Below are 11551 nucleotides of genomic sequence, written 5' to 3'. Positions count from 1 at the left end.
AGCCCATGGATTTTGATTTTAATTTGATTCTTGTTCCTGCGACCTTATTTTTCGTCGCGGTCTGGTTGCTGGATAAATTTGTTCTGAAACAACGACAGACCAAAGGCAAGGGCAATGAAAACTTCATTATTACCTGGGCTTATGATTTCTGGCCGGTTTTGGCCGTCGTTTTAGTATTGCGTTCTTTCCTGTACGAACCTTTCAATATTCCATCAGATTCTATGGTTCCAACACTGGAAACCGGTGATTTTATTCTGGTCAATAAGTTTGACTATGGCGTGAAATTACCGATTGTAAATACAAAAATTCTGGATACAGGTAGTCCGGAACGTGGCGATGTCGTGGTCTTTCGTTATCCGCCACAACCAACGATTAGCTATATCAAACGTGTAATTGGTTTGCCAGGTGATCATATTGTTTATGATCATGGTCAGTTAACCATTAATGGTGAGAAAGTAGCAAAAGTTCCGGTAGAATTCAGTCGTGAAAAAGATCGCCTGGATACACCAAATTCGATTTATCATAAAGAAACCATTGGTGAACATACTTTCACTATGCGTGAACTGGAAGGAGTCAATGTAGCTCGTCAGGCTCCATTTCTTAACTATATAGAAAATGGTAAGTTTTCAGCTGAAAATGGTTTATATTGGGAAGTGAAAGTTCCAGAAGGCCATTACTTTGCGATGGGGGATAATCGCGATCAAAGTGCTGACAGTCGTTTCTGGGGCTTTGTTCCGGAAGAAAACTTAACAGGTCGCGCATTCTATATCTGGATGCATAAAGAACCTGGCTTTAAACTGCCATCGTTTAGTCGAAACGGAATAATCGATTAATTATTTCAGTCAGGAAAATAAAAAATGAAACATCAACAAGGTGCTTCGTATATTGGAATTTTATTTGCAATCGTGGGGTTTGCTTTTCTTGCCAAAGTGGCGATTGCAGTTTGGGGGCCATACTTTGATGATCGTATGGTGGACAATCAGATTGAGGAACTTTTAAAGAGTTCTCCGGCAAATATTGCACCAGAAAAATTTCGTCAGCAGATGGGTCAGCGTTTAGAAATGAACAATATTCGCGATCTGAAGTTTGATGAAATTGCCAAGGTAACCAACACTGATGGTTTACAGGTGCACAAGAATTATGAAATTCGCAAGAATTTTATAATGAATATCGATTTAGTGATGAAGTTTGAGAAAGATTTTGATCAAAGCACAGTCAAAACTAAATGATGAGCGTCTTGCCAAACGGATCGGCTATCAGTTTAAACAAGCTGATCTGTTAAAACTGGCATTGACCCATCGTTCAGTCAGTCATAAACACAACTATGAACGCCTAGAATTTCTAGGCGATTCTCTTTTAGGGATGATCATAGCCAATTATCTCTTTACTGCTTACCCGCAGGAAAACGAGGGCCGTCTGACGCGTATGCGTGCGACTCTTGTCCGACAGGAAGCGTTAGGGAAAATTGCCAATGATCTAAAATTGAGTCAGAACCTGATTCTCAGTACGGGTGAGCTGAAATCGGGTGGTCATCATCGTGAGTCTATACTTGCGGATACGGTCGAAGCCATCATTGGTGCGATCTATGTGGATTGCGGTGATCTCACTGTACTACAGGCGATTGTGCTAAAATGGTACGAGCCGTATTTAGACAATATAGAACCAACTGACCAGCTGAAAGACCCTAAATCACGCCTACAGGAATATTTACAAGCACGTAAAAAACCTCTCCCAGTTTACGAGGTTGTAGATATTCAGGGTGATGCCCCGAACCAGCATTTCAAAGTGGAATGCCAGGTAGAAGGCTTGCCGGTCATGGCCGGTGAAGGTTCAAGCCGACGATTCGCTGAACAGGCGGTTGCGGCAGATATTTTAAAACATTTGGAGCATAAGTCTTAATGACTACTCATTCCGATCACATTGATGCTGATCACGAGTCGCAAAGCGACAGCAATGACTTGATTAGTCAATTTTTCAGTGCACAGGGTACTGAAATTCCTTCTGATTATCGTAGCGGTTTCGTGGCGATTGTCGGACGTCCAAACGTGGGTAAATCAACCTTGATGAACCACTTACTGGGCCAGAAACTTTCAATTACTTCACGTAAACCACAAACCACACGTCATAAAATCGTAGGGATTGATTCACGTGAAAAGTCTCAGGCGGTATTTGTTGATACACCGGGGATGCATAAAAAAGAAGTGCGTGCCATCAATAAAATGATGAACCGAGCTGCGCACTCTGCATTGCGTGACGTGAACTTGGTACTGTTTGTAGTTGATGCACAGAAATGGACCCAGAACGATGAGCTTGTTCTGGAGAAATTAAAAAATGCGGATATGCCAGTCATTCTGGTGATCAACAAGCTGGACACGTTCGAGAACAAGAATGAGGCCTTACCGCTGATTCGTGAACGTGCCAAACTGATGAACTTTGCTGAAATCGTACCAGTGTCTGCACTTCGTGGTGCCAACCTCGAACACTTACGCGATACGATTGCCAAGTACCTGCCATTCCAGCCACCGCTATATTCACTGGATCAGCTCACTGATCGTTCAGAACGTTTTCTGGCTTCTGAAATTATCCGTGAAAAGATCATGCGTCAGTTAGGTGAAGAACTGCCATACGATTTAACTGTTCAGATCGAATCTTTCAAAACTGAAGAGCCGACCCTGAACGAAAAAACAGGTCGTATGAAGCCGGCATGTACTTATATTGATGCGACTATTTTCGTTGATCGTGCTGGCCAGAAAGCCATTGTGATTGGTGAAAAAGGCACCAAGCTGAAAAAAATCGGTATGGATGCTCGTGTCGACATGGAAAAAATGTTCGAGCAGAAAATCATGCTAACGCTTTGGGTGAAAGTCAAAGGCGGCTGGTCTGATGATGAGCGGGCACTGAAAAGTCTAGGTTATAGCGACATTTAAATTGGACGGGAACGGATCATGATGAAATTTCTGGTAGTCTTTGCATGTGTTTTATTCTTGCAAGGCTGTATTCATAAAGTAGTGACCGTTCCTGCCAAAGTTGCCTATAAAACCACAAAGTACGCGGTCAAAGGGACCGCGGCTGTTGTGGGCGCCGCCATTCCTGATGGGGATGACGAAGAAGACGAGAAAAAATCAAAAAAGAATAAAGATTAAAGAAGCGGCCTATGCGTAATGAAGTGCTGCATGGATACTTGATTCATCATCGTAAATATCGCGATCGCAGTCATATTGTGCATTTATTTACCCAAGAGTATGGCCGTATTGATGGGATACTGAGACAAAATCCTCCACCACAATATCAACCCATCAGCCTGCTGGCCTCGGGCAAATCTGAACTTAAAAATTTCACCAAATTAGAAATTGTTAATCAGCCGATCTTTTTTTTCGGTGATGCCTTCTTTTCTGGCTTTTATCTGAATGAAATCCTGTTGCGTTTATGTCCGCTTGAAGTGCAAATGCCGCTGACCTTTGCCAAATATGGCGAAACGTTGACCGCCTTGCAAAAACTCTCCGATCAGGAAAATCCCAATACTTATTTAAAACAGGTTCTGCGCCAGTTTGAACATATCTTATTAGAAGAACTTGGCTATGAACTGGATTTTTCAGTCGATGCCAATCAGGCACAAATCAATCCCTTGCAACATTACTATTTTCAGTTGAATGAAGGTTTTATGCCTTCGGCCAAGGCCCTGCGCTCAACCATGTCAGGCCAGCAGATTTTAACAATGCAGCACTATGAAAATGGTAGGGATTTTAATCCAGAACAGTTACAATTACTGACGAAGCTATATCGACAGGTGATCACTGCTTTGCTTGGTGACCGACCACTGAAAAGTCGACAATTGTGGATCCAAAATTCTCAATCTCAATCGTAGTTAGGAAAATATTATGGCTGCATTACTTGGTGTCAATATTGACCATGTCGCAACTTTAAGACAAGCACGTGGTACGACGTACCCAGACCCAGTCAATGCTGCATTGATCTGTGAGCAGGCCGGTGCAGAGGGAATTACCCTGCATTTGCGCGAAGACCGTCGACATATTCAGGATGAAGATGTACGTTGTATGCGTCCGGTATTAACTACCCATATGAATCTGGAAATGGCCGTAACTGATGAAATGGTGGCGATTGCTAAAGAAATCCAGCCGCAGCATGTCTGCTTTGTACCAGAAAAACGTCAGGAAGTGACGACTGAAGGTGGTCTGGATGTGGTTGGTCATTTTGAAGATGTAAAAAAAGCCACCCAGGAATTGTCTGCAATTGGCTGTGATGTGTCGCTATTTATTGATGCAGACATTGCCCAGATTGATGCAGCAGTGGCTTGTGGTGCACCTACAATTGAGCTGCATACAGGTGCTTATGCCGATGCAGCAACACCTGAAGCACAGCAGGCTGAACTAGAGCGTATTATCAAAGGGGCAGAGTATGCGGCTTCTAAAGGTCTGGTGGTCAATGCAGGTCATGGTCTGAACCTAGATAATGTCACTCCAATTGCTGCAATTCCTCAAATTCATGAATTAAATATTGGTCACTCGATTATTGCAGATGCAGTTTTTGTTGGTCTGGCGCAAGCTGTGCAACAAATGAAGGCTGCAATTAAAGCTGCGCGTTAAGATTGCAAAAAATATATGTCAAATATTGATTATGATGAACTGATGAAGCCTGTCATCGGCTTCTTAGGTTGTGAAACTCCAAAAGCCTGGCTCGATGAGGCATTACAGAATCTGGAGATCCTGATGCAGGATCATGCCAACTGTGAGAAGAAAGCAGCCAGTACAGCAATGAACTTGATGTTCCGCTATAGCTTCTTTGTAGATTTACAGGTGAAACTGGCGCAGCTGGTACGTGAAGAAATGCTGCACTATGAGCAGGTGCTGGAATTCATGAATAAGCGTGGCCAGCAATGGATTGGACTCAGTGCAGGGCGTTATGCGGGTGGTTTGCGTAAGGAAATCCGGACCTATGAACCAGAAGCATTAATTGATGTGCTGGTGATAGGTGCTTTTGTAGAAGCACGTTCTTGTGAGCGTTTTTATGCGCTTGCACCGCTGGTGGATGACGAGTTAGGGCGTTACTACCGTTATCTACTAAAATCTGAATCTCGTCATTTTGAGGACTACTTGGCCTTAGCTTTAGATGTGGCTAAAACTGAAAAACTGAAAAATCCGCAAGAAGATATTCAAAGCCGAATTGAGCATATCCGGGAAGTGGAAAAGAATCTGATTCTCAGTCCAGATGAAATGTTCCGTTTCCATAGTGGTGTGCCTGCAAAAGTAGCTTAAAAAGCTACTCAATTAAGACATCAAAAAATATCCTCCAAATCGGGGGATTTTTTATAAATATAAGAGTCTCTGCCTAGCTTATTAATCTATTGAAAGAATTTGAAATAGCCTAAGCATATTATAATTTGATTAGAAGGAAAAACTTGAAGTGCAAGATAGCAAAGGCTGTCGTCAATTTTAGAATAACGACTTATAACAACACATTTGATCAAACGAAAATATAAGCTAATCTAACCAGATAAATAAAAGGGCAGGGTGAGAATATATATGAGATAAGAAGAATTAAATCATTTTATAAATGAAATTTCAGGCAATAAAAAAGCCCGCTTTAATGCTGCGGGCTTTCTTGAATCTGGCTCTCCCACCTGGGCTCGAACCAGGGACCTGCGGATTAACAGTCCGTCGCTCTACCGACTGAGCTATGGGAGAATCTGAATGCGATTATAGAGAGATTTTACCAAGGGTCAAGCAAAAACTGTCATATTTATTACAAATTGCACTTATCTGATTTTAATTTAAACGATTGCATTAAATTCTTAAAAAATGCTTGTCAGAATAAATTTCACTTGCTAGATTGAAAACATAAAGTCGTTTGACCAAATGGTCAAACAGTGTGGATTTAAACCTACTTGCCAGCACAAAAATGGCTAAACCGGAGAAAGCGAATGAATACGCTCACTATCCCTCAAATTTTCTCTCAACTGTCTTTTTATCAAGATCATTATCTCGATATTATTCAAGATTCAGCTCAATACTTTACCCCTGTGGCTGGTGCAGAAATCCGTTTATGGCCCTTGGCGACCAAACAATTGTATCTGGGCGACTTGTTGCAATTATGGTTTGCAGAAAAGTGGCTGGTCGAACAAGAACGCCAATTTAGTTTTGAAATATTCCTAAATACGCCTGAAACTCAGCAAAAAGATTTTTATATTTATGCGCTTGCTGGTAATCTTCTGACCGGATCGAACCAGTCTAAAGTGTGGCAAGCTTCTGCTAAAGAAACTCAGGTACTGAGTGTAGCGAATGTTTCTAAGCATTATTTCGAATATCGGGCATTGACCCAACCAAAACTGGTAAAAGCACCGCAAGGGAAATGGGGCGTACTTTAAGCCTTAAACACCTTAATGATCAGAATTGCGAAAAATCATGCAGGTTGCTGTGGCATGGGCATAAATACGACCTTCGTCATCCAGAATTCGACCTTCGGAAATACCTAGGTTTTTACTGAGATTAATTGATTTTCCGATCGCTTTTAGCTCTTGGTTGTGAGGAATTGGACGGCACATTTTTACATTCAGATCAATTGTGCCATAACCGACACCGGCTTCAAGTAAAGTATGAATCGCGCAGCCTGTTACCGTATCTAAAACAGTTGCGGCAAAACCGCCATGTACACCTCCCATAGGATTCAGATGGCGTTCATCAGCTCTTACAAGAAAGGTCACTTGTCCCGGTTCGACTTCGTTTGCAGACATGGGAATGGTGGTTGCCATAGAAGGCATAGGCAGGTTGCTCTTAAGCATCTCTTGCATAATCTGCAAACCGGAAAGATTCTTGAGATCCATAGTTTGTCCTTATTATTTTAAATACTGAATTTGAATGACAAGTTTAGGCAGATGGTGCTTCGATCAGCAATAAAAAATTGTATAAGGAAATGTACAAAGCCTTTTACTTATAATGAATCCGGTAAAATGATTAAAAATAATAATACCGAGGAAGAATAATCATGAAAGCGAGATGTTTATGCGGTGCAACTCGATTTGAAGTGCAGCTTAGAAATCATGAAGTGGCCGCCTGTCATTGCTCAATGTGTCGCCGCCAGACAAGTGGGCCTCTCATGTCTATTGATATAGAAAATATTCACTTTATTGATCAGCAGCATTTATCTGTCGCGAGCACTTCTGAATGGGCTGAGCGTGGTTTTTGCAATGCTTGCGGTACTTTTATTTTCTGGCGGACCAAAGATCATTCCTTTGCCAATATTAATGTATTTACTTTGGAGCAACTTCCAGAGGATCTGGATTTCAATTTAGAGATTTATGTAGATCATCAGCCAGCTTTTTATTCATTCAATAATCAAACCAAAAAAATGACAGAAAAAGAGGTTATTGCGATGTTTAAGCAACCTGATTCCTGAAAATGAGCATAATGTCTGGTTCCTCTTATTTAATTAAAGAATCCTATATGTTTAAAGCAAAGGTATTATCAGTATGCTTTTCATGCAATAGAAATACTATTCCTGTCATTATCATTTTTTCTTTTTTATATCATTATTAAAAAACTTAAGGAGGGAATTTCAATTTTTGGACTGGTAAATAGTCTGAAAATTGAAAGCATGTGAGTAATTTTTTTATAAAGGATAATAAATATAATGATTTATGGCACAAGGATTGTATGTAATTTTCATTGTATGTCGAAGCCTCAAATAATTCAGTTTGAAAATAAATTTCGAGAAAAGAATTAATAATAGAGTGATCTTGCAATGAAACAGTTTTTGCATCTTTGGGTGCCTATTTTTCTGAGTAATGCCATTATTATGCTGGGTGGTTTATTCGATGTGATCTTCCTGTCACATTTTTCACCCCAGCATGTTGCTGCTATGGCTGTGTGTGTTTCAATTTATTCATTGTGTTTTGTTTCAGGGGTCGGAGTTCTGCAAGGCATGATGCAAGAACTGGCTGAAGCCAATGGGCGTCAGGCTTTTTCTGAAATACAGCAGATTGTGAAACAAAGTATTTTGATTGTACTTACACTATCTGTTTTGGCAGCTTGGTTATTTACCCATGCCACACCCTTATTGAATCTTTTAAAAGCTGATGCTGAACTGCAAGCCCTGATTACACCCTGTTTGTGGTTAATGGCATGGGTAATTCCAGGACATCTTTTATTACGTATTCTATATATTCTGACGCAAACTTGTGGGCAGGCTAAACGTGTATTTTATGCCAATATTTTGTATTTAATCATCAAGGGGTTATTAGGGTATTGCCTGATTTTTGGTGTTGAAGGTTATATCGCTGCTTATGGTGTGCAAGGTGCTTTCATTTCAAGTTTGGTTGCACAGTGGTTATTGTTATTTGTTTATTATTTTGTATTTCTAGAGAAGAAATTACAAATACAGTGGTCAGGCACATTTTTACATTGGGCTACCTTGCTCAAAATTCTCAGAATTGGTGTGCCTAATGGTGTTGTCACGTTTGTGGATGTATTTGCCATAAGTGCGATTGCATTGCTGATTTTACCCTTGGGGGACATCGTTATAAATTCTCATCAAATTATGCTGGGCTTGACGGGATTGATGTTTATGGTGCCGATGTCAATGGGGTCTGCTTTTAGTATTTTGGTATCGACAAAAATTGGCGCAGAACATATTGATTCAGCATGGCAATTAAGCAAAAAAGCAGTTGTAGTTGTTGTGTCGATTGGATTCTGCCTCGCTAGTTTTGTATGGATTTTTCAGAGTGGGATTATTACTTTATTTAGTGGTGATCAGCAGGTATTGGCTGTGGCATTCAGTTTGATGATGCTCGTGTGTTGGATGCATATCTTTGATGCCATTCTGGTAATTAGTGTCAATATGCTGCGCTGCTGGAAAGAAGTGGTATTGCCCATGTTTATTTTTACAGGTGCAGTTTTGGTACTTGGTTTAGGTGGAGGTTGGTATGTTGCCTATCATCCTATTTCATTTATGAATATTGGTTTCAATGCCTTGGGAATTCATGGCTTTTGGTGGATGCTGGCTATTTCATATACCTTCGCTGCATTGATGTGCTTGCTGTGCTTGGCACTTAAATACCGTAAGCATATACAAACTGCATAAAAAAACCCGCGATCATCGCGGGTTTTTTCATCTAATCAATTAGATTATTTTGCAGCTTTTTCAGCTTCAATCGAAGCAATTGCTTCGTCTACGCCTTCGATAGAATCAGCAGCTTTTTTGATACGTGCAAGTGCATCAACTAATACTTCGTCAGCAGTTGCGTAAGAGATACGCATGAAGCCGCCTAGACCGAATGCATCACCAGGAACAACTGCAACACCAGTTTCTTCCAGTAACCAAGCAGAGAATTCTGTGCAAGAGTTCAGACCTTTTGCACGAATCAATGGTTTGATGTTTGCGTATGCATAGAATGCACCGTCAGCAGGTAGGCAAGAAATACCTTTAATGTCATTCAAGCCATTCACAACCAGGTCATGACGACGTTTAAACGCTTCAACCATTGGTACAAGAACATCTTGAGGACCATTCAATGCAGCTTCTGCAGCAACTTGTGAAATAGAAGTTGGGTTAGAAGTTGATTGAGACTGGATTTTTTTCATCGCACCGATCAGTTTAGCAGGGCCCGCTGCGTAGCCGATACGCCAGCCAGTCATTGCATAGGCTTTAGACACACCGTTTAATACGATAGTGCGGTCGTACAGGTCTGGGGCAACAGTTGCGATGTTGTAGAATTCATCTTCCCAACGGATTGGTTCGTACATGTCATCAGATGCGATGAATACTTCTGGGTATTTACGCAGTACTGCTGCTAAAGCTTCTAATTCAGCTTTAGTGTAGATCATGCCAGTCGGGTTAGAAGGGCTGTTTAATACCACTAAACGAGTTTTGTCAGTGATCGCAGCTTCTAATTGCTCAGGAGTAATTTTAAAACGTTGTTCTTCACCACATTTCACGATTACTGGTGTACCTTCAGCAATGATCACCATATCTGGATAGCTTACCCAGAATGGAGCAGGGATGATCACTTCATCACCTTTGTTTAACAAAGCAAGTGCCAAGTTAAAGAAAGACTGTTTACCACCACAAGAAACCAGGATTTGGTTCGCTTGATAATCAAGGTTATTGTCACGTTTTAATTTAGCAATAATTGCTTTTTTAAGACCTGGCGTACCATCAACAGCGGTGTATTTGGTGAAACCGTTGTTAATTGCTGCAATTGCTGCATCTTTGATGTGTTGAGGGGTATCAAAATCTGGCTCACCTGCGCCCAAACCAATAACGTTGTGACCAGCAGCTTTCAGTTCAGCAGCCTTGTTTGTCACAGCAAGCGTAGGGGACGGTTTGATGGCATTCACACGATCAGAGAGACGTACGTCCACGGCAGTATTCCTTCTTATAGGGATTAAAAAATAAAAAGCACATTATCTTAGCCTAAAATGGTGCACATTGGGCAAAAGAATTTGGAAAAATATACGAAAAAAATGCTGAATCAGTGCAACCTTATCTTGAACATCGATAGGTAGTTTAGATAGACATGAACTAAGAATATGCTTTGAGGATGAGAATAATAGGGGAAATATAAACTAAAAATGGCCACTTTAAAGTGGCCATTTATGTGAGAAAGTGTTGTTGTTATGCACTAAAACGTGACAAATCTTCTTCAGGACGGGCAGTCAGCACTTCAATGCCATTTTTTGTTACCAAAAGAGTGTGCTCATATTGAGCCGATAATTTATGGTCTTTAGTGACCACAGTCCATTTATCACCCAGCAGTTTGGTTTGCCAAACACCGGCATTCACCATTGGTTCAATCGTAAAAGTCATACCTTCTTCAAGAACCATACCGGTATCTGGTTGACCATAGTGCAGAACTTGTGGTTCATCATGGAAAGTCGTACCGATGCCATGGCCACAGTATTCACGGACAACGCTAAAGCGTTCAGATTCAACATATTTTTGAATCGCATGACCAATGTCACCAATAGTAGCACCTGGTTTCACCACAGCCATACCACGATACATGGCTTCTTGAGCGACTTTGCACAGACGGTTTGCCAGGATTGAAGTTTCACCACCCACGATGTACATCATATTGGTATCCCCATGGAAACCATCTTTGATGACAGTGACGTCAATGTTTAAAATATCGCCTTTTTTCAGGATCTTGTTTTCAGATGGGATCCCGTGACAGACCACATGGTTTACAGATGTACAGATTGTATGCTGGAAAGCAGGGCGGCCAGGCGCTGCACCATAACCTAAACATGCAGGAATGGCATTCTGCACATTTACAATATAGTCATGACAAATCGTATCCAATTCCAGTGTCGTTACGCCGGGTTTGATATGCGGTTTGATCATATCCAACACTTCTGCAGCCAGTCGTCCAGCGATACGCATCTTTTCGATATCTTCAGCGGATTTGATTAAACGACGGGGAGCTTGATAAGTAGTGTTCATGATCTCTAAAAACTTTTGGAAATTTGTATGTGACTATGGTATAAATAGCCGCCCATTTTATCAAATGCTTTTTCGTGAATATATTTGCGAGGCTGAT

14 protein-coding genes and 1 tRNA gene are annotated in these 11551 nt (G+C 41.1%); 11 read left to right on the top strand and 4 right to left on the bottom strand.

Annotated features, from left to right (window positions below; all coding sequences use genetic code 11):
• The first annotated feature begins 5 nt into the window (after window positions 1-5).
• Genes lepB through FTU00_RS02805 form a run of 8 tightly spaced genes read left to right on the top strand, consistent with a single transcriptional unit; the run spans window position 6 to window position 5273 of the window.
• Window positions 6-833, top strand: coding sequence for a signal peptidase I (gene lepB / locus FTU00_RS02840; RefSeq protein WP_004784518.1), 828 nt, complete (start codon window positions 6-8; stop codon window positions 831-833).
• A 24-nt stretch (window positions 834-857) separates the two neighbouring features.
• On the top strand, window positions 858-1229 hold the full coding sequence (locus FTU00_RS02835) for a DUF4845 domain-containing protein (RefSeq protein ID WP_034171224.1): 372 nt from the start codon (window positions 858-860) through the stop codon (window positions 1227-1229).
• Complete coding sequence (rnc, locus tag FTU00_RS02830; RefSeq protein WP_004784515.1) at window positions 1201-1899, top strand: ribonuclease III; 699 nt, start codon at window positions 1201-1203, stop codon at window positions 1897-1899. Before FTU00_RS02835 ends, rnc begins: the two co-directional genes overlap by 29 nt.
• On the top strand, window positions 1899-2927 hold the full coding sequence (gene era / locus FTU00_RS02825; protein WP_180179040.1) for a GTPase Era: 1029 nt from the start codon (window positions 1899-1901) through the stop codon (window positions 2925-2927). The genes rnc and era overlap by 1 nt, the downstream gene beginning before the upstream one ends.
• An 18-nt stretch (window positions 2928-2945) precedes the next feature.
• Complete coding sequence (locus tag FTU00_RS02820) at window positions 2946-3143, top strand: NF038104 family lipoprotein (RefSeq protein ID WP_180179039.1); 198 nt, start codon at window positions 2946-2948, stop codon at window positions 3141-3143.
• Window positions 3144-3154: 11 nt separating this feature from the next.
• Window positions 3155-3865 (top strand): DNA repair protein RecO, encoded by a 711-nt coding sequence (locus tag FTU00_RS02815; RefSeq protein ID WP_180068943.1) that lies wholly within the window; start codon window positions 3155-3157, stop codon window positions 3863-3865.
• A 13-nt stretch (window positions 3866-3878) separates the two neighbouring features.
• The gene (pdxJ, locus tag FTU00_RS02810; RefSeq protein ID WP_180179038.1) at window positions 3879-4604 is read left to right on the top strand and encodes a pyridoxine 5'-phosphate synthase; all 726 of its coding nucleotides are present in this window, start codon (window positions 3879-3881) and stop codon (window positions 4602-4604) included.
• Between the two features lie 15 nt (window positions 4605-4619).
• Window positions 4620-5273 carry a tRNA-(ms[2]io[6]A)-hydroxylase gene (locus FTU00_RS02805; protein ID WP_180179037.1) on the top strand — a complete coding sequence of 218 codons (654 nt, stop codon included), beginning with the start codon at window positions 4620-4622 and terminating at the stop codon, window positions 5271-5273.
• A 353-nt stretch (window positions 5274-5626) separates the two neighbouring features.
• Here the strand turns inward: FTU00_RS02805 and FTU00_RS02800 are convergent.
• Window positions 5627-5702: transfer RNA gene (locus tag FTU00_RS02800), tRNA-Asn, on the bottom strand.
• Between the two features lie 236 nt (window positions 5703-5938).
• Between FTU00_RS02800 and FTU00_RS02795 the strand changes: the two genes are divergently transcribed.
• Window positions 5939-6382, top strand: a complete 444-nt coding sequence (locus tag FTU00_RS02795; protein WP_180002825.1) for a hypothetical protein — start codon at window positions 5939-5941, stop codon at window positions 6380-6382.
• Window positions 6383-6394: 12 nt separating this feature from the next.
• Here FTU00_RS02795 and FTU00_RS02790 read toward each other — a convergent pair whose 3' ends face one another.
• Window positions 6395-6838, bottom strand: a complete 444-nt coding sequence (locus tag FTU00_RS02790) for a PaaI family thioesterase (protein WP_180002827.1) — start codon at window positions 6836-6838, stop codon at window positions 6395-6397.
• A 161-nt stretch (window positions 6839-6999) separates the two neighbouring features.
• On the opposite strand from FTU00_RS02790, the gene FTU00_RS02785 reads away from it, so the two are divergent.
• Together FTU00_RS02785 and FTU00_RS02780 are read left to right on the top strand one after the other, a co-directional pair.
• The gene (locus tag FTU00_RS02785; protein ID WP_180002829.1) at window positions 7000-7410 is read left to right on the top strand and encodes a GFA family protein; all 411 of its coding nucleotides are present in this window, start codon (window positions 7000-7002) and stop codon (window positions 7408-7410) included.
• Window positions 7411-7755: 345 nt separating this feature from the next.
• Window positions 7756-9093, top strand: coding sequence for an MATE family efflux transporter (locus FTU00_RS02780; RefSeq protein ID WP_180002831.1), 1338 nt, complete (start codon window positions 7756-7758; stop codon window positions 9091-9093).
• 44 nt (window positions 9094-9137) lie between these two features.
• Here the strand turns inward: FTU00_RS02780 and FTU00_RS02775 are convergent, their stop codons facing one another.
• On the bottom strand, window positions 9138-10373 hold the full coding sequence (locus tag FTU00_RS02775) for a pyridoxal phosphate-dependent aminotransferase (RefSeq protein ID WP_005236666.1): 1236 nt from the start codon (window positions 10371-10373) through the stop codon (window positions 9138-9140).
• A 253-nt stretch (window positions 10374-10626) separates the two neighbouring features.
• A complete protein-coding gene (gene map, locus FTU00_RS02770; protein WP_004784494.1) occupies window positions 10627-11454 on the bottom strand; it encodes a type I methionyl aminopeptidase in 828 nt (275 codons plus the stop codon).
• Between the last annotated feature and the right edge of the window lie 97 nt (window positions 11455-11551).

Source organism: Acinetobacter sp. YH12041 (assembly GCF_013419975.1).
In the GTDB taxonomy this organism is placed as follows: domain Bacteria; phylum Pseudomonadota; class Gammaproteobacteria; order Pseudomonadales; family Moraxellaceae; genus Acinetobacter.
Note: the sequence above shows the minus strand (reverse complement) of the source record. Positions and strands in the feature narration are given on the sequence as shown.